Origin of the sequence: Kitasatospora sp. NPDC001547 (assembly GCF_042894165.1) — a bacterium.
Lineage (GTDB): Bacteria > Actinomycetota > Actinomycetes > Streptomycetales > Streptomycetaceae > Kitasatospora.
Map to the genome: position 1 here is coordinate 324,270 of NZ_JBIAVL010000002.1, position 21,985 is coordinate 346,254.

Here is a 21,985-nt window from a genome sequence, read left to right on the forward strand (position 1 = left end):
CCTCCGGGCCCCGTCGCCCGGTCCGGTGATCCAGCCGGACTGCCGGGTTCCACCGGGTGCCCATTGTGCGGCGGCGGTGCCCCCCGCTTGAATGGTCGATGGGCATCGCAACCGCGTTCGGAGCTGTCGTTCGCGAGGCGTTGCGCCGATTCGCTTTACGAACGGAAATCCCTTGATCCCGACCACCCGGGAGGTCGCCTTGGACGCCGTCGACCGTCGTCTGCTCGCCGAGCTCCAGGCCGACGCCCGGCTCTCGTACAACGAACTCTCCCGCCGGGTGAGCCTGTCCGCACCCGCGGTGGCCGAACGGGTCCGCCGGCTGGAGTCCGAGGGGGTGATCAGCGGCTACCACGCCCACGTGGACCTCACCAGGGCAGGGCTGCCGATCACCGCGCTGGTCCAGATCCAGTGCTACGGCCCGCGCTGCGTGCTGCGCGACCCGGAGGTGCCGACCTGGCCGGAGGTGGTGCAGCTGCACCGGGTCACCGGCGGGGCGTGCTGCGTGCTGCTCGTCGCGGTGTCGTCGATGGCCGAGTTCGAGGGGGTGTGCGACCGGCTCGGCCGCTACGGCCAGCCGTCCAGCTCGATGATCCTCTCCAGCCCGGTGCCCTGGCGGCCCGTGGTGCCGCCGCGCTGACCGCCGCCGCGTCGTCGCGCCGGGGCCGGCCGGCGCGCCGGCCTTGACGCGGACGTCAGGGAGTAGGTTCCCGGCATGCCGAACGAGCGCCACATCCTGCTGCTGCCCGGGAGCCTGCGGGCCGGATCCACCAACGAGACCGTGCTGCGCACCGCGGCCGCGGTGGCCGCCGCCACTCCGGGGCTGCGGACCACGTACTACGACGGACTGGCCGGGCTGCCGCACTTCAACCCGGACCTCGACACCGACCCGCTGCCGGAGCCGGTGGCCGCGCTGCGGGCCGCGATCGGGGCGGCCGACGCGCTGCTGGTCTGCACCCCCGAGTACGCCGGGACGCTGCCGGGCGTGTTCAAGAACCTGCTGGACTGGACGGTCGGCGGCATCGAGATCTCGGACAAGCCGACCGGCTGGATCAACGCCGCCGGCCCGGGGCGCGGCCAGGGGGCCGAGGCCACCCTGCGCGCCGTCCTCGGCTACACCGGCGCGGCCGTGCTGGACGAGGCCTGCGTCCGGCTGCCGCCGGCACGCGGGGCGGTCGGCCCGGACGGGCTGGTCGCCGACCCGCTGGTGCGGGAGCGGATCGGCGAGGTGCTGGCCCGCCTCGCGGCGGGCTGACCGGCGGGCTGACCGGCTGACCGACCGGCGGGCGGCCCGGCGGGCTCAGTGCCCGGCCGGAAGGTGCACCCCCAGCCCGGCCAGGCCCTCCAGGAACAGTTCCACGCCGACCGCCGCCAGCAGCATCCCGAGCAGCCGCGACAGCACCTCCAGCGACGTGCGGTGGGTGCGTCGCATCAGCGGCGCGAGCACCGCCACGCAGAGGTAGTTGATCACCGCGACGGCCACGTACGCCCCGGCGACGGCGGCCTTCCACCCCCAGTCGTCCTGGTTGAGCGAGGCGACCAGGACGGCCGTGACGGCGAGCGGGCTGGCGATGTACGGCAGCAGCAGTTCGCGGATGCCGTCCACCAGCGGGTTCGCCAGGTGCTCGTCCTCGTCGCCGTCCGAGCCGAGGTGGACGCCGAAGACCAGCGCGACGGCGTAGACGAAGAAGATCGCCCCGCCCGCGAGCTGGAGCGACTGGTCGCTGATGTGGAACAGGGTGGTCAGTTCGTCGGCCCCGAAGCCGAGTACCAGGCCGATCACCGCCGAGATGGCCGTGCTCAGCGCCGCCAGCCGCCGCAGCTCCAGGTTGCTCCGCGTCCCGGCCAGCCGGGCGAAGGACAACAGGGTCTTCGGCGGGCCGACCACGGCGAAGAAGGTGATGAAGGCGCTGCTCAGGTTGAAGACGAACATGGGCCAAGCATGGCCGCGGGCCTCCGGGTGGCCGGTCCGCCACGCCCCCGCGGTCGGGCGTGGCGTGAATCTTCTCGCCGGACGGTTCATTCCTGGCCGGCGGCGGATTCGCCCGGATGGCGGCCCCGGCTCGAAGCGGTGGGCGCTCTCGGTTGCTATGGAGACAGGACCGCCACCGAGCAGGTCCACGCCGCCGCGGAAACGAGGATGCGAGATGTGCCTGAACCGTAAGGACCTGGGCCTGCTGGCCCTGCGCAGCGCGGTCGGCGGAGTGCTGATCGCGCACGGCACCCAGAAGCTGTTCGGCTGGTTCGGGGGCGGCGGCCTGGAGGCCACCACCGAGGCCATGGAGCACATGGGCTTCCACCCCGCCCGGCAGAGCGCGCTCGCGGCCGGTCTCGGCGAGGCGGGCGGCGGCGCGCTGCTGGTGGCCGGGCTGGCCACCCCGGCGGCCGGCGCGGTGGTGGCCGGGACGATGGCGGGCGCGGTGTCCGTGCACGCCCCGGCCGGCTTCTTCGCGATGTCCGGCGGCTACGAGTACCCGGCCTTCCTCGGCGCGACCGGGCTGGCGATCGGCCTGGCCGGGGCCGGCCGGTACTCGCTGGACCACCTGACCGGCCACGTCTTCGACCGGCCGTGGGTCGGCCTGGCGTCCTTCGTGGCGAGCGCCGCCGGGGCGTACGGGGTGGTGGCGCGGCGCCGGCACCTGGTGCGGCTGCGCGAGGAGCGGGCCGCGGTGGAGGCGGACTCGCAGGAGGGCTCCGGGCTCTCCTAGGGCTCCGGGCTCTTCCTGGCGCCCGGGCGCACGACGGGAGTTCGAGGTAGGCCCCAGCGGCCCTCCAGGGCGGCACCGGCCCCGTCCGCGGCCGCGTCACCCGGAGGCAGCAGCCCTGCTGGCGGCGGTCCACCGGCCCTCGGAGGGTGGGCGGGAGGTGTGCCGGGCAGCCCGGTGCCGACCGGAAACGAGGGACCGCATGGACCGCCAGCCGCTCGCCCGCGCCCGGGCCCGTCTCCGCCCCGCGGAGGCGGGCCCGAAGACCGGCCCGGGCTCCCCGACCCCGCCGAGGACCACCGCGCAGGACCTGGACGCACCGCCGCTGCGCCACCGACGGTGCGCGGTGGCAGGGGTGTTGGCCGTGGCGGTGGCCGGCGCGGCGGCGCTCGGGGGCTGCTCCTCCGGCAAGAGCGGGAGCAGCGTGGCCTCCTCGGCCGCGGCGGCGGTGGAGAAGGGCGCGAGTGCGGCGGCCTCGGCGCTGGCGTCGGCGGCCGGCGGGGCGGGGGCGGCGATCGCCTCGGCGGAGGCGCAGGCCTCGGCGGCGGTGTCGTCGGCCTCCTCGGCCGTCGCCGGGATCAAGGGCGGGCTGGACGCCAAGGGGGACGTCACCGCGGGGGCGGTGGAGACCGGGTCGGACGGCAAGCCGCAGGTGCCGCTGACCGTCACCAACCACGGCCGGCAGTCGTACCGGTACGTGATCCAGCTGGACTTCACCGACGAGTCCGGCAAGGTGCTGGACGCGACCGCGGTGACCGTCCCGGACGTGGCCGCAGGGCAGAGCGCCCAGGCCACCGCGCACGCCAACCGGAGCCTCTCCGGCACGGTCAAGGCCGAGGTCGCCAACGCCGTCCGCTACTGAGTCCGGCATCCGGCTCCGGCACTCCCGGCTCCGGCACCCGAACTCAGGTGCGGACTCCGCGCGCAGCCGCCCAGCTCAGCGCGGGGGTGGAACCTTAAGCGGGTCTCAAGGCCCGGCAGCCCCCCTTGACGGTTGAGTTGGTCTAGTCCATTTTTATGCCCAGGTGCAGGGAGCCCCTGAACCGGCGTCAGCGGCCGTGTGCCGCGGGCGCCGGTTCGGCACATCCCGGTAGTCCGTCATGGTCTGATCCGCTCGATTCCCCACCCATGCCTGTCATGTCCCGGTCGTCCGGCCCCACCCCGGACGCGTGCCCCCGGGCCGACGGGTACCCCCACAACCAGGAGTCACGCACCCATGCTGCGCTCACGCATTGAAAGGGCCGGGGCCCCGGCCCCGCAGGGCGGCCGCCGACGCCACCCCAAGAGCCTGGCCGCCATCGCGGCCGGCACCACCGCCTCCCTGCTGCTCGGCGCCGGCCTCGCGCTGTCCGGCGGCGTCGCCGCCAACGCCGCGACCACCAACTCCACCGGCGCGCCCGCCACCAGCGGCGGCATCAAGGTCGCCTACTTCGACCAGTGGTCGATCTACGCGAACGCGTACTACCCCAAGACGATCCAGGACACCGGCGTCGCCAAGAACCTGGACTACCTGATCTACTCGTTCGCCAACATCCACCCGACCGACCTGGGGTGTTTCGAGGCCACCAAGGCCGCCGACACGAACGACAACAACCCCAACGCGGGTGACGGCGCGGGCGACGCGTTCGCCGACTACCAGAAGAGCTTCGGCGCGGACATCTCGGTCGACGGCGTCGGCGACGTCTGGAACCAGCCGATCGCGGGCAACTTCAACCAGCTGAAGAAGCTGAAGGCGAAGAACCCCAACCTCAAGGTCCTGATCTCGCTGGGCGGTTGGACCTACTCCAAGTTCTTCTCGCCGGCCTCCGCCACGGACGCCTCGCGCAAGCACCTGGTGTCGTCCTGCATCGACATGTTCATCAAGGGCAACCTGCCCAGCGAGGCCGGCTACGGCGGCCCCGGCTCCGCCGCCGGGATCTTCGACGGCGTCGACCTCGACTGGGAGTACCCGGGCGGCGGCGGCCACACCGGCAACATCTCCAGCCCGGCCGACAAGCAGAACTTCACCGCGCTGCTGAAGGAGTTCCGCACCCAGCTGGACGCGCAGGGCAAGACCGACGGCAAGACCTACGCCCTGTCGGCGGCGGTCGGCGCCGGCCAGGACAAGATCATGAACGTCGAGACGGACAAGATCGGTCAGTACCTGACCTTCCTCGACGTCATGACCTATGACATGCACGGCGGCTGGGACCCGCAGGGGCCGACCAACCACCAGGCGCCGCTGTATTCGGGCCCGAACGACCCGTCGACCCCGGCCAAGCCGGGCAACGGGAAGTACTCGATCGACAACGCGATCAAGGCCTGGACCGCCGGTGACAAGGAGTACGGCATCCCCGGCGGCTTCCCCGCCAACAAGATCAACATGGGTGTGCCGTTCTACTACCGCGGTTGGACCGGAGTGAAGGACAACGGCAAGCACGGCCTGTTCCAGCCCGCCACCCAGCCGGCGGCCGGCGCGGCGATGTCCGGCAACGTCCCCGGCATCCAGATGTTCAAGGAGCTCGCGGGCTTCGTCGACAACCCGTCCAAGACCTTCTGGGACGACGACGCGAAGACCACGTACTTCTACGACGGCAACACCTTCTGGAGCGGTGAGGACGCCAAGTCGATCCAGGCCAAGATCGACTACGCACACTGCAACGGCCTCGGCGGCTCCTTCGCCTTCTCGCTGTACGACCTGGGCACCAGGACCGGTCTGTTCGACAAGATGGTGAGCGCCACCAACGGCTCGGCCTCCGCCTGCCCGGCCCCGCCGACCGGCACGCCGACCCCGACCCCGACCGGCACGCCCACCGGCACCCCGACCGGCACGCCCACCAGCACCCCCACGGGCACGCCGACCACCACCCCCACCGGGACCCCGACCGGCACCCCGAGCTCCTGCCCGGCCGCCCCGAGCTGGGACGCGAACACCACCTACGCGGCCGGCGGCACCAAGGTCTCGTGGAAGGGCCACTACTACACCAACAAGTGGTGGACCAAGGGCGACGACCCGAGCCTGAGCGGCCAGTGGGGCGTCTGGACCGACAACGGCCCCTGCTGACGACCGACGGACCGCCGAGGGCCTGACGGATCCTCGCAGCACCTGAAGCGACGGGTCCGGCCCGCCGGGAGGAACCTCCTCCCGGTGGGCCGGACCCGTTCGCGTTCCCGGGGCCCGCGCGGGGCCCGCACGCTCCGGCGCTCCGGCGCGTCGGAGTGTCGGCCCGCCGGCGTCAGACCAGGTCGTCGGTGCGCCCGAGCGCGTCCGGCTGGCTCTCCTCGATCCGCCGCAGCATCCGGCCCAGCGTCGCGCAGAGCGCGGTGCGCTCCTCGCCCACGACGTCCTGGAGCAGTTCCTCCTCGAACACCGCCGCCATCCGCATCGACTCCAGCCACTTGTCGCGGCCGGTCTCGGTGAGCTCGATGATCACCCGCACCCGGTTGGTCTCGTCCCGGTCCCGGGTGACCAGGCCGTCGGCCACCATCCGGTCGATCCGGTGCGTCATCGCCGCCGGGGTGAGTCCGAGCCGCTTGGCCAGCTCGCCCGGGCCCAGCCGGTACGGGCTGCCGGAGACCACCAGGGCCTTGAGCACCTCCCACTCGGCGGAGGTGATTCCGAGCACAGTCAGCTGCCGGTCGTACGCCACGCCCATCCGCCGGGAGACCCGGTTGAGGGTCTGCACGATCGTCTCCACCTGGGGGTCGACGGTGGGGAACTCCCGCTGGTAGAGGGCCACCTGCTCGGCGATGCCGAACTCCAGGGGGGTGGCCGGGGCGGGCTGGCCGGCAGCCGGCCGCGGCTTGTCCGTAGTCATGCGGACCAGTCTCCCACGAGCGTGCACCCCTTAAGCCTTTGACTCCGCACTCTTCCGGTGCTAAGACTTTATTTCGTCAAACTTTAGCTCTGAAATCTTCTGGACTTAAGAGTATCCAGTTGAAACCAGGAAGGGATGTGCACGGTGACCGGCACGGTGAAGCAGCAGAGGCAGCAGCGGCGTGGAGCGGGCGGCCCGCTGCGCCGCGTCCAGATCGGCAACGCGCTCAGCGCGTTCGGCAGCGGGTTCACGATGCCGTACATGTTCGTGTACGTGGACCAGGTGCGCGGGCTGGGTTCGCTGGCGGCCGGGATGGTGTTCACCGTCTTCGCGCTGGCGGCCCTCGCCGTCCTCCCGTTCACCGGCCGCGGCATCGACAGGTACGGCCCCCGCCCGGTGCTGCTGGCCGGTACGGCGCTCGCCGCCACCGGCGCGTTCGCCTTCGGCCACGCCACCGGCACCCCGGCCCTGCTGGTCTCCTCCTTCCTGTTCGGCGCGGGCGTCACCACCTGCCAGCCGGCGCTGGCCACGATGATCGTCCGCTGCTCCACGGCGGCCACCCGCTCGCACGCCTTCGCGCTCCAGTTCACCCTGGTCAACCTGGGCATGGGCATCGGTGCGCTGGTCGGCGGGCAGATCGTGGACGTCTCCGACCCGGCCAGCCTCACCCGGCTGTTCACCATCGAGGCGGCGACGTTCCTCGGCCTCGCCCTGGTCACCGGCACCGCCCGGATGCCCCTGGTCCAGCTGAGCGTCGTCCAGGGCAAGGCCGACGGCCCGACGGGGCTGCGCGCGCTGGTCGCCGACAAGGCGATGCTGCGGCTCTGCCTGCTCGCCGGGCTGATCTTCTTCACCTGCTACGGCCAGTTCGAGTCCGGCGTCGCGGCCTTCGCCACCGACACCGTCGGCACCGCGCCCTCCACCCTGGGCTTCGCGATCGGCGCCAACGCGCTGACCATCGTGGTGCTGCAGATGTTCATGGTGCGGATCACCGCGCGCCGCCGCCGCACCACCGCGATGGCCGCGGCCGGCCTGGTCTGGCTCGGCGCCTGGGCGATGGCCCTGGTGGCCGGCCTGATCCGGACCGAGACCATGGCTGCCACGGTCGCCATCGTCTCGATCTACGCCCTCTTCGGCGTCGGCGAGTCGCTGCTCGCGCCCACCATGGGCCCGATCGTCGCGGACCTCGCCCCGGCCCGGCTGCTCGGCACCTACAACGCCGGGTACGCCCTGGTGAAGCAGATAGCGATCGCGGTCGGCCCGGCCGTCGGCGTGCTGCTGGTCGGCTCCGGCACCTGGGCGCTCTACCTGGCGGCCATGGCGGGCTCCACGCTGCTGATCGTCGTCATGGCGCTGCGGCTGCGCCCGTACCTCACGCCGGAGCAGGACAACGCGGCGCCGGTCGTGGTCCGCGCCGTCCCGGTCCGGGAGCTGCAGACCGCCGCGTAGCGGAACGGCCCGTCCGGGCGTTCGAAACGGGCGCCGACCAGGTCACCTGGTCGGCGCCCGTCGCGCTTGGCTTCGCGGGCACCGCCACATAGTGTCAGTGGCTGTCGACCGCCCTGCCCCGGCCGGGGCGGCACGACCCGGGCGGAGCCAGGCCCCGGGCAGAGCAGACAGGCGAATCGGCGAGGCTATGACGCAAGCGGCGCTCACGCACCCACCGGCGGCCCCGGTCCCCGCCGCCCCGGCACCGGCCCCGCGCGGCGGCCTGGTCCGCTGGGCGGCCGACCACGCGGGCTGGCTCGGACCGGTCGCCGTCGCGCTCTTCGCCGGCCTGCTGCGGTTCTGGGACCTCGGCCACCCGGGCTCCTTCGTCTTCGACGAGACGTACTACCCCAAGGACGCCTGGTCGCTGCTCCAGCAGGGCTACGAGGGCACCTGGCCCGACCACGCCAACGCCGACATCCTGTCCGTCCCCCAGTCCATCCCGCTGACCTCCGCACCCGAGTTCATCGCGCACCCGCCGCTCGGCAAATGGGTGATGGCGATCGGCGAGCAGCTGTTCGGACTGGACCCCTTCGGCTGGCGGTTCATGACCGCCCTGCTCGGCACCGTCACCGTGCTGATGCTGGCCCGGATCGGCCGCCGCCTCTTCGGCTCCACCCTGGTCGGCTGCACCGCCGCGCTGCTGATGTCGGTGGACGGCCTCCAGCTGGTGATGAGCCGGGTCGGCCTGCTCGACGGCATCCAGATGTTCTTCGTGCTCGCCGCCTTCGGCAGCCTGCTGATCGACCGCGACCACGCCCGCGCCCGGCTCGCCCGCGTCGCCGAGGCCGCCGGCGGCGACACCGTCCGGCTGGGGTGGCGCCCATGGCGGATCGCCGCCGGGGTGTTCCTCGGCGCCGCCTGCGCCGTCAAGTGGAACGGCGCACCGATCCTCGCCGCCCTCGGCGTCCTCACCGTCCTGTGGGACGGTTCCGGCCGCCGCGGCGCCGGCGCCCGCCGCCCCTGGCGCTCCATGCTGCGCCGGGACGCCGTGCCCGCCTTCCTCGCCATGGTCGGCTCCGCCGCGGTGGTGTACGTCGGCGCCTGGAGCGGCTGGCTGGCCACCGGCGGTACCGGCGCCAACGGCGGGGGCGGCTACGACCGGCACTGGGCCGACGGGCGCGCCGGGCTCTCCCCGGACAGCGTCCTGGGCATCCCGCTGCCGCAGATCCCGATGAGCTGGGTGCCCGCGCCGCTGCGCAGCCTGTGGCACTACCACTCGCAGATGTACGACTTCAACACCGGTCTGAGCACCCCGCACACCTACCAGTCCAATCCCTTCGCCTGGCTGGTCGACGGCCGCCCGGTCTCGATGTACTGGGAGCAGGTCCCGGCCGGGCAGCGCGGCTGCACCTCCTCGGGCGGCTGCGCGGCGCAGATCCTCGGCCTCGGCACGCCGTTCCTCTGGTGGGCGGCCTGCTTCGCGCTGGTCTACCTGCTGTGGCGCTGGTTCTTCCGGCGGGACTGGCGCTCGGGCGCGGTGCTGTGCGCGGTGGCCGGGATCTACCTGCCCTGGTTCCGGTACCAGGAGCGGACGATCTTCTCCTTCTACATGGTCGTGCTGGTGCCGTTCCTGTGCCTGGCCGTCGCCCAGATGCTCGGGGCGATGCTCGGCCCGGCCGGATGCGGCCCCGGGCGCCGCCGGATCGGGGCGATCGGGGCCGGGGCGGTCGTGCTCGCGATCGTCGGCTGCTTCGCGTTCTTCTACCCGCTGTACACGGCGGAGGTGATCCCGATGTCGTCCTGGCAGGACCGGATGTGGTTCACCAGCTGGATCTGACGGGCTCGGCCGATGGCCTGGATCTGCCCGACGGGCCGGACCTGATGCTCCCCGCGGACCTGGCGGCCTCCGGCGGGCAGCTGCTGCCGGTCACCCCGGTGCTCGGGGTGGTCACGGCCGTGCTGCTGCCGGCCGCCGTCGCGGTGGCCGGGTGGGGCCTGCTCGGCCACGGGCACGCGGTGCTGCGGGCCGGGCTGCGCGCGGTGGTGCAGCTGGCCGCCGTCGCCGCGGTGATCACCTGGGTGGTCGGTTCGCTCTGGTGGTCGGCGCTGTTCGTGGTGCTGATGTTCTCGGTCGCGGTGCGCACCGCCGGGCGGCGGATGACCCCGGGCCCGGCCTGGGTCTGGGCGGCCGCCCCGATCGGCGCGGGGGTGCTGCCGGTGCTGGCCCTGCTGCTGGGCGTCGGGCTGCTGCCGGCCCGGGGCCTGTCCCTCATCCCGGTCGCGGGCATCCTGATCGGCGGCGCGCTCACCGCGACCTCGCTGGCCGGGCGGCGGGCCCTGGACGAGTTGCGGCTGCGGCGCGGCGAGGTGGAGGCCGCGCTGGCGCTCGGCTTCGAGGAGCGCGACGCCCGGCTGGAGATCTGCCGGACGGCGGCGGCGACCTCGCTCGTCCCGGCGCTGGACCAGACCCGGACGGTCGGCCTGGTCACCCTGCCCGGGGCGTTCGTCGGGATGCTGCTGGGCGGGGCCTCGCCGGTCCAGGCGGGGGCGGTGCAGCTGTTCGTGCTGATCGGGCTGCTGGCGGTGGAGTCGGTGGCGATCGTGGTGGTCCTGGAGCTGGTCGGCCGCGGACTGGTCGCGCCCGGGGCGGACGGGGGCGGCGGGTAGCGGCGGCGGGCAGGGGGCCTCGGGTGGGGGCGGCGGGCAGGCGGCCCTCGGGTGGGGGCGGCCTGCTGGGACCGGCCGGCTCACGCCGTCGGGTACGCTTGGCGTCGTTGAAGGGGAGTAGCCCTCCACCGGACCGTCGACATACTGGCCCCCAGGGGCCCGGCGCCCGGGGCATCGCTCGACAGGGCGTTGCCGGCGAGACCTTCGGCCGCAGTGCTGTGACCATGACCAGTGCTGTCGGGCCGAAGCGTCCCCTGACGGAGCTGCGGTGGCCGGGCAGCCCGACCGAGGAAACCTCTGATGAGTCCTACCGTTGCCGCGTTGACCTTCGGCGTCATCTTCCTGGCCGAACTGCCGGACAAGACCGCGCTGGCCAGCCTGGTGCTCGGCACCAAGTACCGTGCGAGCTACGTCTTCGCGGGCATCGCCGCCGCCTTCGCCCTCCAAGTGGGCCTCGCGCTCGTCGCCGGGCAGCTGCTCTCGCTGCTGCCGCACCGCTGGGTGGAGGGCGTCACCGGCGTGCTGTTCCTGGTCGGCGCGGCGATGCTGCTGTTCCACGGCGGGGACGACGACGAGCACGCGGCCAAGGAGCCGTCCTCGAACAGCTTCTGGAAGGTGGCCGGGGCCAGCTTCGTGGTCGTCGCGATCGCCGAGTTCGGCGACCTGACCCAGATCATGACCGCCAACCTGGCGGCCAAGTACGCGGACCCGCTGGCCGTCGGCCTCGGCTCCTGGCTGGCGCTGTGCGCGGTCGGCGGGATCGCCATCGTGGGCGGGCAGAAGCTGCTCAAGCACGTGCCGATGAAGCTGATCATCCGGGTGGCGGCGACGATCATGGTGGTGCTGGCGGGCATCAGCATCTTCGGGGCGATCACCGGCTGACGGCCGCGGGGTGACGAGTGGGGCGGTGGCCGCCGCTGGGCGGCCGCCGCCCCTTCGTACGAGCGGGGGTCAGCAGCCCGGGTCGGCGGTGAGGACGGCCTGGGTCTTGGGACCGTAGACGCCGTTCTCGCCCTTGATCCGGTTCTCCCGCTGGTAGCTGCTGAGCACCGACTGGGTCCAGTAGTCGAAGGTGCCGGTGATGATCGACTTGTCGACGAATCCGCACTCGGCGGCGTACAAGCGCTGCTGCATGTCCTTGACGTCCGGCCCGTTCATCCCGAGCTGGAGCAGCCGAGGGGTGGGCGTCGGGGTGGGCGTGGGGGTGGGCGTCGGCGTCGGGACGGGGGCCGGCGCGGGCGGCTGGACCGGGGGAGGAGGCGGCGTCGTCGGCGTGGGGGTCGGCGTCGGGGTGGCCGTCCTGGTCGGGCTCGGCTTGCGGGTGGCGGTGGCCGTCGGGCTCGGTGCCTCGCTGGTCGGCGCCGCCGCGCTGGGGGCGGGCGCCGCCAGGGAGGGCGGGTCCACCGGCGCGGGCGCCAGGGTGCTGGTCGGCAGCGGTCGGGACTGCTCGGCCGGCGGCTCGGCGGAGGGCGTCACGGCGTAGGCGACGCCGATGGTGAGCGCCACCAGGGCGGCACCGACCCCGGCGAGCAGCCCCTTGCGCTGGGCGAGCGGCCGCCGGTCGGCCTGCTCGGCCGCCCGTCTGGCGGCCCGGCCGCCGCCGGCCTGCGGCCCGGGCGAGCCCGGGGTCCGTCCGGAGCCCGCGCCCGGGCCGGGGCCCGGCCCGAAGTCCGGGCCCGGGCCGAAGGGGAAGAGGCCGATCTCGTCGGCGTCCGGTCCCGGCCCCGGCATCGGTGGCTGCGGCTGCGCGGCCCCCGGGTACCCGCCCGGCCCGGCGGGCGGGACCGGCGGCAGCACGGTGGTGGCGTGGGCTTCCGGGTAGCCGCCGTCCGCGTAGCCGCCGTCCGGGTAGGCGCCGGCGTCCGGCCCGAACGAGCCCTGACCCGGGGCGGCGGGCGGCAGCACCGTGGTGGCGTACGCGTCCGCGTCCGGTCCGAGCGGAGGAGCGGCCGGCGGCCCGGGCCGTCCCTGGGGGACGGGCGGCAGCACCGTGGTCGCGAACGGGTCCACCACGGGCGCGTTCGGGTGGGCCTCGTCGGCCACCTGGTCGGCGGTCTGCGGGACGTACGGGCGGACCAGCGGCCCTTCGAGGTGGGGCAGGACGGCGGTCTCGGTGAGGCTCGGGTCCGGGACGCAGCCGCACCCGGTGGAGCGTGCGGTGCCGCACGTCGGGCAGTGCTGGTCCGGCATCGGCCGGTCCTCCTCGGTTTCGCGTCGGTTCCGCGTCGGCTCCGCGGGCGGTCGTTCGGTCGTTCGGCGCACGTTCCGGGCGGACCGGGGCGCACGATCGCGCCTGATTATGCAGGACCGCCCGAAGGGTGGACAGGGGCGTCCGTCCGCCGGCGGGGGTGTTGTGCCGGTTGGTGCCGGTTGGCCCCTCGGGGAACGCCCGGGGCGCGGCGGTCGTCCCCGGCGCTTACGCTCGGTTCGACCCGACGGAACGAATCGGGACGAACCGACCAGCGCGGTGAGCTGGGAGTGATCATCCGCACGGCCCGGGCGACGGGCCCGCGACCCCCTGGAGACGCCATGCCCACGGAGACGTCGTGATGCCGACGGAGACGCGATGACGCCCGCGCGGGTGCCGTGGACGTCCGCGGAGGTGCCGTGATGCCCCTGGAGACGCCATGACGACGGATCCGCGCGCCGGGTCCGGCCGGAGCGCCACGGGCGCGAGCGGCCCGCCGGCGGTCACCGTCCCCAACCTCTGGGTGCCGATCGGCGCCCTGCTGCTGGCGATGCTGCTGGCCGCCCTCGACCAGACCATCGTCTCCACCGCGCTGCCGACCATCGTCAGCGACCTCGGCGGCCTGGAGCACCTCTCCTGGGTGGTGACCGCCTACCTGCTGGCCTCCACCGCCGCGACCCCGCTGTGGGGCAAGCTCGGCGACATGTACGGCCGGAAGCGCTTCTTCCAGGCCTCCATCGTGATCTTCCTGCTCGGCTCGGTGCTGTGCGGGATCGCCCAGAACATGGGCGAGCTGATCGCCTTCCGCGCGCTCCAGGGCCTGGGCGGCGGCGGGCTGATGGTGCTCTCCCAGGCGATCGTCGGCGACCTCGTGGCCCCCCGGGACCGCGGTCGCTACCAGGGCCTGTTCGGCGCCGTGTTCGGTGTCACCAGCGTGCTCGGGCCGCTGCTCGGCGGGGTGTTCGTCGACCACCTCAGCTGGCGCTGGGTGTTCTACGTCAACCTGCCGATCGGCGCCGTCGCCCTGGTGGTGATCGCGGCGGTGCTGCACGGGGTGGAGGTCCGGCGCGAGCACCGGATCGACTACCTGGGCACCGTGCTGATCGCCTCCGTCGCCACCTGCCTGGTGCTGATGACCTCGCTCGGCGGGACCACCTGGGCCTGGGCGTCCTGGCAGATCGTCGGCCTCGGTGCGCTCGGCCTGGTGCTGCTGGTCGCCTTCGTCCGGGTCGAGCGGACGGCGGCGGAGCCGGTGCTGCCGCTGCGGCTGTTCCGCTCCCGGACGTTCAGCCTGGTCGCGGTGATCTCCTTCGTGGTCGGCTTCGCGATGTTCGGCGCGCTCACCTACCTGCCGACCTTCCTCCAGGTGGTCCAGCAGGTCTCGCCCACCATGTCCGGCATCCACATGCTGCCGATGGTGCTCGGCATGCTGCTCACCTCGATCGGCTCCGGCCAGATCGTCGCCCGCACCGGCCACTACCGGATCTTCCCGATCGCCGGGACGGCCGTGACCACCGTCGGGCTGCTGCTGCTCTCCCGGCTGGACGAGCACAGCGGCACCGCCGAGATGAGCGGCTACTTCCTGGTCTTCGGCCTCGGGCTGGGCCTGGTGATGCAGGTGCTGGTGCTGATCGTGCAGAACTCGGTCGGCTACGAGGACCTCGGCGTGGCCACCGCGGGCGCCACCTTCTTCCGTTCCATCGGGGCCTCCTTCGGCGTCTCCGTCTTCGGGACGGTCTTCGCGAACGGGCTGCGCGGCCGGCTCGCCGACGCCCTGGCGGGGGTGCCGTTGCCGCCCGGCTTCCGGCCGGAGGTCATCACCGCCGACCCGCGGGTCATCCCCCGGCTGCCGGCCGCCGCCCAGCCGGGGGTCTACCACGCGTACGCCGAGTCGATCACCCGGGTGTTCCTGTACGCGGTGCCGGTCGCGGTGGTCGCCTTCGTGCTGTCGCTGTTCCTGCGCGAACAGAAGCTGCGCTCCACCGTCACCGCGCCCGACCTGAGCGAGTCCATCGGGGTCAACCCGGTCGAGCGCACCTCGCTGGACGAGATCGCCCGCGCGCTGTCGGTGCTGAACAGCCGTGAGGCCCGGCGCGACCTCTTCCGCCGGATCACCGAGTCCGCCGGGCTGGACCTGCGGCCCGCCTCCAGCTGGCTGCTGCTCCAGATGCACCAGCACGGCTCGGTGGAGCCGGCCGAACTCGCCGAGCGGCGGATCGTCCCGGTCGCCGTCATCGAGGAGGCCGTCCGGGAGGTGGAGGGCCGGGGGCTGGCGGCGCGGGTCGGGCGGCTGCCGCTGCGGCTCACCGAACCGGGGGAGGCGGCGGCGCTGCGGCTGGTCGCCGCCCGGCGCACCCAGCTCGCCGAGCTGCTGGGGGACTGGGACGAGCAGAAGTACGCCGAGCTGGCCGGGCTGCTGAACCGGCTCAGCTCCTCGCTCTGCTCGGACCGGCGCGACCGGCCGGACCCGGCGGGGCCGGAGCGGCCGTACCGTGGCGAGGGGCGGTCCTTCTGACGGCCCGACGGGTTCGTCCGGACGGCTCGACGACTCGGCGGGCCGCTCGGCGCGAACCGGCCGCTCGGTGCGACCGGGAAGGGATGGTGCGGCATGCCGTTCGAGATCGAGCGCAAGTTCCTGCTGGAGGCCTTCGAACCGCCGGAGACGGCGGTGCGGCAGCACATCGAGCAGGGGTACATCGCGATCAAGGACGACGGGACGGAGGTGCGGCTGCGGCGGATCGGCGGCAGCCGCGTCCTCGGCGTCAAGCGCGGCGCCTCGTCCGCGGCGGGGTCCCCCGTCCGGATCGAGGTGGAACGCGAGCTCGGGGAAGAGGAGTTCACCGGGCTCTGGCCGGCCACCGAGGGCGCCCGGCTGGTCAAGGACCGCTACACCTTCGACGCGTCCGGCGTCACGGTCCACGCGGACGTCTACCAGGGGGAGTTGGCCGGGCTGCGCACCGCCGAGGTCGAGTTCGGCTCGGAGGCCGAGGCCCGGGCGTTCTCGGCGCCGGACTGGTTCGGCGCCGAGATCACCGGCGTGGAGGCGTACAAGAACCAGGCCCTCGCGACCCGTGGACTGCCCAAGTCCTGATCGTGCCGAGGCGTTCGGTCCGCTACGGCGCACCGAACCAGCGCGGGGTGTCGAACCGGAACGGGTCGCCGGGGGCGAGCCGGCGCAGGCCGTCCTCCACCGCGCGCAGCTGCTCCTCGCCGAGGACCTCCGACCACTCCTCGCGCAGCTCGTCGAAGATCCGCGCCGAACGGATCAGGCAGTCCACCCCGCGCTCGGTGAGCCGGACCAGCTTGCGCCGGGTGTCGGTCGGATCGGCGACGCGCGCGACGTAGCCGAGCTGCTCCAGCTGGTCGACGGTCTTGCCGGCCGCCTGCTTGGAGACGCCGAGGCGGCGGCCGAGTTCGGAGGCGGTGGTGCCCTGCGGGCCGATCGCCTGGAAGACGAAGCCGTGCATCGGGCGCAGGTCGGGATGGCCCTGGCGGGCGATGCGTTCGTGCAGCTCGTCGATGATCGTCCGGAAGGCGAGCAGCAGGCGCAGCGGCAGCTCAAAACCCGGCGGGGACGGTTCACTTGACACGATGGACAACCTCATTGACTATATAGACAACTTCATTGTCCATCCTAGGGGGTTCCTTCACCATGCCCGTGATCCGTCGGACCGACGCCCGCCGCACCGCGACCCCGAACGGCGTCATGACCACCTACGCCTCGCCCACCCAGGGATCCACCGCCCTCGCCGTCTGGCACGTCGACATGGCCGCCGACGCCCGGGGCCCGCTGCACGCCATGGACACCGAGCAGGTCTGGACCCTGCTCACCGGCACCGCCCGGGTCGACCTGGCGGGAGAGGCCTTCGCCCTCGCCGCGGGGGACACCGTCGTCCTTCCCGCCGACGCCGCCCGCCAGATCGCCACCGACACCGGCTTCACCGCCGTCGTCGCCTCCCCGTCCCCCGCTTACGCCTACAACCCCGACGCCCGCACCCCCGAGGGCGCCTGCGCCCTCGCCCCGCGTGACGACCAGCGGGTCCTCCCGCCGTGGATCGCCTGATCCCCACCGCCGCCCCCGCCGGCTGCCCGTGCCCGGTCGGTCGCCGACACCTGCGGGCCGCCCGCCCGTGAGGTGTAGCAGACTGCTCCCGTACGCAGTCACCGGAGCAGAAGGAGCGCGCCATGTCCGTCGTCAAGATCAACGTCCTGACGGTGCCGGCCGAGCAGCGCGAGGTGCTGGAGCAGCGCTTCGCCTCCCGGGCCGGCGCGGTGGAGAACTCGGACGGCTTCGAGTGGTTCGAGCTCCTCCGCCCCGTCGAGGGCACCGACCAGTACCTCGTCTACACCCGCTGGCGCAGCGAGGAGGACTTCAAGGCCTGGATGGAGGGCCCGATGAAGTCCGCCCACCAGAACGGCCCCTCCGGCGAGGCCCCCAAGCGGCCCGCCGCCACCGGCTCCACCCTCTGGTCCTTCGAGGTCGTCCAGTCCACGGGCCCCAAGGCCTGACGTCCGTACGGCGGTTGCGCGCCCCGGGGCTTTCGGAGCCCCGGGGCGCGCTGCTGTGTGCGGGCCCGGGCCGTTCAGGCGAGGGCGGCGCCGAGGGGGAGGGGCGCGTGGTCGGTGCGCCAGAGGAGGCGGAGGTGGAGGGGCGGGGGGTCGAGGGGGAGGCGGACGAGGGTGCCGGCGGTGAGGTGGGGGTGGACGGCGTGGGCGGGGAGGAGGGCGATGCCGAGGCCCTGTTCGGCGCAGGCGCGGGTGACGGGCACGGCGCCGGTGCGCAGGCGTCGGACGTGGTGGCCGAGGAGGCGTTCGCCCGCGAGGTGGAAGGAGCAGGCGGGGGAGTTGACGAGGAGGCGGTGGCCGCGGAGGGCCTCGCGGGTGAGGGCGCCGACGCGGGCCAGCGGGTGGGTGGGGGCGGCCACCAGGGCGAGTGGGACGTCCTGGACGTCGAGGTGGTCGAGCGGGGCGGGCGGCAGGGGGAAGCCGAGGGCGCCGAGCGGGCCGGGGGCGTCGAGGACGAGCGCGGCGTCCAGGGCTCCGGCGGCGACGCCGTCGAGCAGGGCGTCCCGGGAGGTGTCGGTGTGCAGGGATATGTCCAGGTCCGGCCGGCGGTCGGTGAGGCGGGCGAGGACGGCCGGGACCTGGGTGGCGGCGACGGCCGCCAGGACGCCGAGCCGCAGGCGGGCCCGGGTGACGACGACCTCGCGGCGGGCCTGCTCGGCCTGGTCGAGCAGCCGCCGGGCCCAGGGCAGCAACCGTTCACCGGCCGGGGTGAGGGTCAGCTCGCGCCCGGCCCGGTCGAACAGGCCGGTGCCGAGGCTGAGTTCGAGGGTGCGGACCCGCTCGGTGACGGCGGACGGGGTGAGCCCGAGCGCCCCGGCCGCGCCGGTGACCGTGCGGTGGGTGACGACGGCCTCGAAGGCGCGCAACTGACCTAGTTCCACTGCTCCCCCGAACGCCCTCGTTCCCGGTGCTGCGGGACAGCGTACGGGGGAGGAGGTGGCGAAGGGCCCGGTGTGCTCCAGAGGGTTCCGGAGGTTTCCGGGAGGGGCTCAGAGGCTCACCGCCGTCTCGCGCTCCATGTGGGTCAGCTTCTCCGGGTTGCGCACCGAGTAGATGCCGGTGATCCGCCCCTCCTCGATCCGCATCGCCACCACCAGGTCGATCTCCCCGTCGATCCGCATGACCAGCGCCGGGTGCCCGTTGACCTGGGCCGGCTCGCACGTCCCCAGCGGCCCCCACACCGCCACGCCGGCGGCCAGCAGGCGGCCCACCGGGCCGGCGCCGACGGTGGGCCGGGGCATGGCCTGCTTGATGCCGCCGCCGTCGCTCAGGGCGACCACGTCGGGAGCGAGGAGGTCCAGCAGCTGCTGCAGGTCGCCGGTCTCGACGGCCCGTTGGAAGGCGGCGATGGCGGTGCGGGCCTCCTCGGCCGAGACGGTGCCGCGCGGCCGGCGGGCGGCGACGTGGGCCCGGGCCCGGTGGGCGATCTGGCGGACCGTGACCGGCGTCCTGTCGACGGCCTCCGCGATCTCCTGGTACCCGAGGCCGAACACCTCGCGCAGCACGAACACCGCCCGCTCGGTGGGCGCGAGGGTCTCCAGGACCGTCATCATCGCCATCGAGATGCTGTCCGCCAGCTCGACCTGCTCGGCGACGTCCGGCGAGGTGAGCAGCGGCTCGGGCAGCCACGGGCCGACGTACGACTCCTTGCGCCGGCCGATCGCGCGCAGCCGTCCGAGCGCCTGCCGGGTGGTGATCCGGACCAGGTAGGCGCGCCGGTCCCGCACCGTGTCGAGGTCGACGCCCACCCAGCGCAGCCAGGCCTCCTGGAGGACGTCCTCGGCGTCCACCGCCGAGCCGAGCATCTCGTAGGCGACGGTGAACAGCAGGTTGCGGTGGGCGACGAAGGCCTCGGTGGCCGGGTCGGGGCGGCGGTCGTCCGCGTGTTCGCCGCTCATCTCGGGTCTCCCTCCGGTCGGCTGGTGCCTCCCACAGGACGCCGGAGCGCCCCGGTCCGTGACACCCCGCGCCGTGTGACCTGTCTCATACCGGTCCCGTGCCGGGATCGGTGTCACGCCGGGCGGCCGGCCGGCATCTCCTGCCCGAACGGACGGACGCAGCACCGGCAGGAGGCCGAGATGAAGGCGGTAGCGGAGATGAAGGTGGTCGTGGTGGGCGCCGGCTACGCGGGCATGCTCGCGGCGAACCGGGTCGCGAGGAAGGTGCGGGCGGCCGAGGTGACGGTGGTCAACCAGCGCCCGGACTTCGTGGAGCGGGTACGGCTGCACCAGCGGATCGCGGGGACGGACGCCGCCGCGACGCCGATCGCGTCGATGCTCCGGGCGGGGGCCGCGCTGAGGGTCGGCACCGTCGAGCGGATCGGCGACGGCGTCGTCACCCTGGACGACGGGACGGGCCTCCCCTTCGACTGGGCGTTCCTCGCCACGGGCAGCACGGTGCGGCCGGTGCCGGGCACCGTCCCGGTGGGCAGCTGGGAGGGCGCGGAGCGGGCCCGGGCCGCGCTGGCCGCGCTGCCCGCCGGGAGCGCGGTCACGGTGGTCGGCGGCGGTGCGACCGGGATCGAGACGGCGGCCGAGATCGCCGAGACGCGGCCGGACCTGCGGGTGCGGATCGTCGGACGGGCGGTGGCCGCGGACTTCACCGACCGGGCGCACCGGAAAGTACGGGACGCGCTGACGGCCCTGGGCGTCGAGGTGGTGGACGACAGCCTGGTGCGGGCCGCCGACGGCGCGGTGCACCTGGGGTCGGGCGTGGCGCTCCCCTCCGATCTGACCCTGTGGGCGATCGTGTCGGGCGTCCCCGACCTCGCCGCCCGCAGCGGCCTCACCGTCGACGGGGACGGCCGCGCGGCCGTGGACGCGACCCTGCGCAGCGTCGACGACGAGCGGATCTTCGCCATCGGCGACTGCGCGGCCGTCCCCGGCGCCCGCTTCGCCTGCGCGCTCGCCGGCCCGCAGGCCGTCCGCGCCGTGGACAACCTGCGCCGCCTGCTCGCCGGCCGCACGCCCGCGCCGTACACCCCGCGCTACGTCGCCCGGGCCGTCACCCTCGGGCGGGGCGCCGCGGTGGCCCAGTTCACCCGCCGCGACGACAGCCTGCGGCGCTCGCACCTCGCCGGGCGCGGCGGGGTCGTGCTCAAGGAACTCGCTTCCCGCGGCGGCAAGTTCGGCGCCGACACGGGCATCGGCGGCTGAGTGCGCCGGTCAGCCGGCGAGCGCGTGGGCCTCGTGCAGGGTGCCGGTCGCGTCGGCGTGGTCGCAGTGGACGAGCTGTGCCATGGCCAGGTCGGTGAGCGCCCTGACCAGGCGCCGGGTGCCGGCGGCGGGGTCCGTCGCGTGGAGGCGCCGCTCGATGTGGACGCTCCGCCGCAGCCGGGGGAGCGCGATGCGGGTGTAGGAGGCCGGATGCACCCCCAGGACCGCCCGGCGCAGGTCGAGCCGCCGGGTGAGGGTGCCGAGGGCGGCGAGCAGGCCGGGGTCGTCCGGCAGGGGCGACCGGCCGTCGGTGTGCTCGGGCAGGTCGTCCTCGTCAGGGAGGCGGTCGGTCTGCTCGGGAACGCCCGTGATCGCCTCGACGGCCCGCGCGAGGGCGACCAGTCCGTCCCGGAAGGAGTCGCGGAGGCTGAAGGACCAGTGGTGGAAGCTCAGGCCCAGCACGGGCTGGAGGTGTCGCCTCGGGTCGATGCCGAGCGCGAGCGGGTCCGGGGCGTCGGCCGCGGCCTGTTCGTCCCGGACACCGGAGCGGGCGAACAGGTCGGCCCGCAGGCCTTCGAGGAAGCCGAAGTCGCCCCGCTCGCCGCGGGCGGGCAGACGCTCGCAGGTGCGGGCGGCCTCCGCGAGCAGGAGGCGGCCCTGCGCGGGGTCGCCGAGGTCGGCGAACCACAGCGCGGCGCCGGCGGCGCGCAGGGCGGGTACGGGGCCGCGGTCCGGCTCCGTACGGCCCTCGTGCAGCCAGGCGAGGGCCTCGTGCTCGACGGCGACGGCCTCCTCGGTGCGGCCCGCGAGGCGGAGCAGCACCGTGAGGTCGAGCAGACGCCGCGTCAGGTCGCTCCCGCCGGGCTCGGTCACCGCCCGGGAGCGGGCGGCCACCGCGCGGGCGGCGTCCACGGCCTCGTCGAACCGACCCGCCTCGGCGAGCGCGTGGGCGAGGTCGGCGCGCAGGACGGCGGCCCGGCCGAGGTCCGGCACCGGCCGGGCCGCTTCGGCGCGCGAGGCCAGGTCGGCCGCCTCCTGCCGGGCGGCGAGGGCGAGGCCGTCGGCGTGGGCCAGGGAGCACTTCAGTGCGAGGGAGGCGAGGGCGTTGGCGGCGGCGCCCAGGTGTTCGGTGCCGCCGTCGGCGACCAGGGTGCGGTAGATGGCGGCGGACTCCTCCAGGAACGGGACGGCCTCCTCGGGCCGGGGCCGGGGCTCGCCGTAGGCCCGGCCCCGCAGCGCCTCGGCCAGCGCGGGCAGGCCCGAGGCGGGGTCGGTGCGGGCCAGGACCCTCAGCCGGGCCACCGTCTCGTCGGTGACCGGCTCCCGACCCGGGCGGCGAGCCCGCGGAAGGGCGTGGTCGTGGCCGGACGGGGCTCCGTGCGCGGGTGTCACGCGTGTCCTTCCGAAGCGGCGGCGAGCGGTCTCCCGTCCGAACGTCCCTACCCCGGGGACGAGTTTCGGGCCCCGGCGCTGATGCTC

Annotated in this window: 21 protein-coding genes; 14 read left to right on the forward strand and 7 right to left on the reverse strand. The window is 74.2% G+C overall.

Going from position 1 to position 21,985, the window contains the following annotated elements:
• The first annotated feature begins 172 nt into the window (after positions 1 to 172).
• On the forward strand, positions 173 to 637 hold the full coding sequence (locus tag ACFY0X_RS04240; RefSeq protein ID WP_387748588.1) for an Lrp/AsnC family transcriptional regulator: 465 nt from the start codon (positions 173 to 175) through the stop codon (positions 635 to 637).
• Between the two features lie 75 nt (positions 638 to 712).
• The gene (locus tag ACFY0X_RS04245; protein ID WP_387748590.1) at positions 713 to 1,252 is read left to right on the forward strand and encodes an NADPH-dependent FMN reductase; all 540 of its coding nucleotides are present in this window, start codon (positions 713 to 715) and stop codon (positions 1,250 to 1,252) included.
• Between the two features lie 45 nt (positions 1,253 to 1,297).
• On the opposite strand, the gene ACFY0X_RS04250 is transcribed toward ACFY0X_RS04245, so the two are convergent.
• Positions 1,298 to 1,930, reverse strand: coding sequence for a MarC family protein (locus ACFY0X_RS04250; protein WP_387748592.1), 633 nt, complete (start codon positions 1,928 to 1,930; stop codon positions 1,298 to 1,300).
• A 214-nt stretch (positions 1,931 to 2,144) separates the two neighbouring features.
• On the opposite strand from ACFY0X_RS04250, the gene ACFY0X_RS04255 reads away from it, so the two are divergent.
• The 3 genes from ACFY0X_RS04255 to ACFY0X_RS04265 all read left to right on the forward strand — a co-directional run bounded on the left by ACFY0X_RS04255 (position 2,145) and on the right by ACFY0X_RS04265 (position 5,745).
• Positions 2,145 to 2,705, forward strand: a complete 561-nt coding sequence (locus tag ACFY0X_RS04255; RefSeq protein ID WP_387748594.1) for a DoxX family protein — start codon at positions 2,145 to 2,147, stop codon at positions 2,703 to 2,705.
• A 199-nt stretch (positions 2,706 to 2,904) separates the two neighbouring features.
• Positions 2,905 to 3,564 carry an FxLYD domain-containing protein gene (locus ACFY0X_RS04260; protein ID WP_387748596.1) on the forward strand — a complete coding sequence of 220 codons (660 nt, stop codon included), beginning with the start codon at positions 2,905 to 2,907 and terminating at the stop codon, positions 3,562 to 3,564.
• A gap of 354 nt (positions 3,565 to 3,918) precedes the next feature.
• Entirely contained in the window at positions 3,919 to 5,745 is a 1,827-nt protein-coding gene (locus ACFY0X_RS04265) for a glycosyl hydrolase family 18 protein (RefSeq protein ID WP_387748598.1), read from the forward strand.
• Positions 5,746 to 5,917: 172 nt separating this feature from the next.
• On the opposite strand, the gene ACFY0X_RS04270 is transcribed toward ACFY0X_RS04265, so the two are convergent.
• Positions 5,918 to 6,499, reverse strand: coding sequence for a MarR family winged helix-turn-helix transcriptional regulator (locus ACFY0X_RS04270; RefSeq protein ID WP_387748600.1), 582 nt, complete (start codon positions 6,497 to 6,499; stop codon positions 5,918 to 5,920).
• 144 nt (positions 6,500 to 6,643) lie between these two features.
• On the opposite strand from ACFY0X_RS04270, the gene ACFY0X_RS04275 reads away from it, so the two are divergent.
• The 4 genes from ACFY0X_RS04275 (at position 6,644) to ACFY0X_RS04290 (ending at position 11,479) form a co-directional block, all read left to right on the forward strand.
• Entirely contained in the window at positions 6,644 to 7,948 is a 1,305-nt protein-coding gene (locus tag ACFY0X_RS04275; RefSeq protein ID WP_387748602.1) for an MFS transporter, read from the forward strand.
• A gap of 187 nt (positions 7,949 to 8,135) precedes the next feature.
• Positions 8,136 to 9,767, forward strand: coding sequence for a dolichyl-phosphate-mannose--protein mannosyltransferase (locus ACFY0X_RS04280; RefSeq protein ID WP_387748604.1), 1,632 nt, complete (start codon positions 8,136 to 8,138; stop codon positions 9,765 to 9,767).
• 44 nt (positions 9,768 to 9,811) lie between these two features.
• Complete coding sequence (locus ACFY0X_RS04285; protein ID WP_387749275.1) at positions 9,812 to 10,597, forward strand: ABC transporter permease; 786 nt, start codon at positions 9,812 to 9,814, stop codon at positions 10,595 to 10,597.
• A 297-nt stretch (positions 10,598 to 10,894) separates the two neighbouring features.
• Positions 10,895 to 11,479, forward strand: a complete 585-nt coding sequence (locus ACFY0X_RS04290; protein WP_387749278.1) for a TMEM165/GDT1 family protein — start codon at positions 10,895 to 10,897, stop codon at positions 11,477 to 11,479.
• 69 nt (positions 11,480 to 11,548) lie between these two features.
• Here ACFY0X_RS04290 and ACFY0X_RS04295 read toward each other — a convergent pair whose 3' ends face one another.
• Entirely contained in the window at positions 11,549 to 12,787 is a 1,239-nt protein-coding gene (locus ACFY0X_RS04295; RefSeq protein WP_387748606.1) for a peptidoglycan-binding protein, read from the reverse strand.
• A gap of 437 nt (positions 12,788 to 13,224) precedes the next feature.
• Here ACFY0X_RS04295 and ACFY0X_RS04300 point away from each other — a divergent pair, with 437 nt between their 5' ends.
• Positions 13,225 to 15,300: a DHA2 family efflux MFS transporter permease subunit gene (locus ACFY0X_RS04300; protein ID WP_387748608.1), complete on the forward strand. Its 2,076-nt coding sequence runs from the start codon at positions 13,225 to 13,227 to the stop codon at positions 15,298 to 15,300.
• A 93-nt stretch (positions 15,301 to 15,393) separates the two neighbouring features.
• Positions 15,394 to 15,876: a CYTH domain-containing protein gene (locus ACFY0X_RS04305; RefSeq protein WP_387748609.1), complete on the forward strand. Its 483-nt coding sequence runs from the start codon at positions 15,394 to 15,396 to the stop codon at positions 15,874 to 15,876.
• Positions 15,877 to 15,898: 22 nt separating this feature from the next.
• On the opposite strand, the gene ACFY0X_RS04310 is transcribed toward ACFY0X_RS04305, so the two are convergent.
• A complete protein-coding gene (locus ACFY0X_RS04310) occupies positions 15,899 to 16,375 on the reverse strand; it encodes a MarR family winged helix-turn-helix transcriptional regulator (protein WP_387748610.1) in 477 nt (158 codons plus the stop codon).
• Between the two features lie 62 nt (positions 16,376 to 16,437).
• Between ACFY0X_RS04310 and ACFY0X_RS04315 the strand changes: the two genes are divergently transcribed.
• A complete protein-coding gene (locus ACFY0X_RS04315; RefSeq protein ID WP_387748612.1) occupies positions 16,438 to 16,848 on the forward strand; it encodes a cupin domain-containing protein in 411 nt (136 codons plus the stop codon).
• Between the two features lie 122 nt (positions 16,849 to 16,970).
• Complete coding sequence (locus tag ACFY0X_RS04320) at positions 16,971 to 17,294, forward strand: antibiotic biosynthesis monooxygenase family protein (protein ID WP_387748614.1); 324 nt, start codon at positions 16,971 to 16,973, stop codon at positions 17,292 to 17,294.
• 74 nt (positions 17,295 to 17,368) lie between these two features.
• Here the strand turns inward: ACFY0X_RS04320 and ACFY0X_RS04325 are convergent, their stop codons facing one another.
• Together ACFY0X_RS04325 and ACFY0X_RS04330 are read right to left on the reverse strand one after the other, a co-directional pair.
• Positions 17,369 to 18,217: a LysR family transcriptional regulator gene (locus ACFY0X_RS04325; RefSeq protein ID WP_387748616.1), complete on the reverse strand. Its 849-nt coding sequence runs from the start codon at positions 18,215 to 18,217 to the stop codon at positions 17,369 to 17,371.
• Between the two features lie 123 nt (positions 18,218 to 18,340).
• Positions 18,341 to 19,249, reverse strand: a complete 909-nt coding sequence (locus tag ACFY0X_RS04330; RefSeq protein ID WP_387748618.1) for an RNA polymerase sigma-70 factor — start codon at positions 19,247 to 19,249, stop codon at positions 18,341 to 18,343.
• A 180-nt stretch (positions 19,250 to 19,429) separates the two neighbouring features.
• Here ACFY0X_RS04330 and ACFY0X_RS04335 point away from each other — a divergent pair, with 180 nt between their 5' ends.
• A complete protein-coding gene (locus tag ACFY0X_RS04335; RefSeq protein WP_387748620.1) occupies positions 19,430 to 20,506 on the forward strand; it encodes an NAD(P)/FAD-dependent oxidoreductase in 1,077 nt (358 codons plus the stop codon).
• Between the two features lie 9 nt (positions 20,507 to 20,515).
• Here the strand turns inward: ACFY0X_RS04335 and ACFY0X_RS04340 are convergent, their stop codons facing one another.
• The gene (locus ACFY0X_RS04340; protein WP_387748622.1) at positions 20,516 to 21,898 is read right to left on the reverse strand and encodes a hypothetical protein; all 1,383 of its coding nucleotides are present in this window, start codon (positions 21,896 to 21,898) and stop codon (positions 20,516 to 20,518) included.
• Positions 21,899 to 21,985: the final 87 nt, after the last annotated feature.

What these genes read in the sequence shown, in the direction of transcription:
- ACFY0X_RS04330 (WP_387748618.1), bottom strand. Translation starts at nt 19,249, where the DNA reads ATGAGCGGCGAACACGCGGACGACCGCCGCCCCGACCCGGCCACCGAG.
- ACFY0X_RS04305 (WP_387748609.1), top strand. Translation starts at nt 15,394, where the DNA reads ATGCCGTTCGAGATCGAGCGCAAGTTCCTGCTGGAGGCCTTCGAACCG.
- ACFY0X_RS04280 (WP_387748604.1), top strand. Translation starts at nt 8,136, where the DNA reads ATGACGCAAGCGGCGCTCACGCACCCACCGGCGGCCCCGGTCCCCGCC.
- ACFY0X_RS04255 (WP_387748594.1), top strand. Translation starts at nt 2,145, where the DNA reads ATGTGCCTGAACCGTAAGGACCTGGGCCTGCTGGCCCTGCGCAGCGCG.
- ACFY0X_RS04295 (WP_387748606.1), bottom strand. Translation starts at nt 12,787, where the DNA reads ATGCCGGACCAGCACTGCCCGACGTGCGGCACCGCACGCTCCACCGGG.
- ACFY0X_RS04265 (WP_387748598.1), top strand. Translation starts at nt 3,919, where the DNA reads ATGCTGCGCTCACGCATTGAAAGGGCCGGGGCCCCGGCCCCGCAGGGC.
- ACFY0X_RS04335 (WP_387748620.1), top strand. Translation starts at nt 19,430, where the DNA reads ATGAAGGCGGTAGCGGAGATGAAGGTGGTCGTGGTGGGCGCCGGCTAC.
- ACFY0X_RS04315 (WP_387748612.1), top strand. Translation starts at nt 16,438, where the DNA reads ATGCCCGTGATCCGTCGGACCGACGCCCGCCGCACCGCGACCCCGAAC.
- ACFY0X_RS04285 (WP_387749275.1), top strand. Translation starts at nt 9,812, where the DNA reads ATGCTCCCCGCGGACCTGGCGGCCTCCGGCGGGCAGCTGCTGCCGGTC.
- ACFY0X_RS04300 (WP_387748608.1), top strand. Translation starts at nt 13,225, where the DNA reads ATGACGACGGATCCGCGCGCCGGGTCCGGCCGGAGCGCCACGGGCGCG.
- ACFY0X_RS04320 (WP_387748614.1), top strand. Translation starts at nt 16,971, where the DNA reads ATGTCCGTCGTCAAGATCAACGTCCTGACGGTGCCGGCCGAGCAGCGC.
- ACFY0X_RS04260 (WP_387748596.1), top strand. Translation starts at nt 2,905, where the DNA reads ATGGACCGCCAGCCGCTCGCCCGCGCCCGGGCCCGTCTCCGCCCCGCG.
- ACFY0X_RS04250 (WP_387748592.1), bottom strand. Translation starts at nt 1,930, where the DNA reads ATGTTCGTCTTCAACCTGAGCAGCGCCTTCATCACCTTCTTCGCCGTG.
- ACFY0X_RS04245 (WP_387748590.1), top strand. Translation starts at nt 713, where the DNA reads ATGCCGAACGAGCGCCACATCCTGCTGCTGCCCGGGAGCCTGCGGGCC.
- ACFY0X_RS04270 (WP_387748600.1), bottom strand. Translation starts at nt 6,499, where the DNA reads ATGACTACGGACAAGCCGCGGCCGGCTGCCGGCCAGCCCGCCCCGGCC.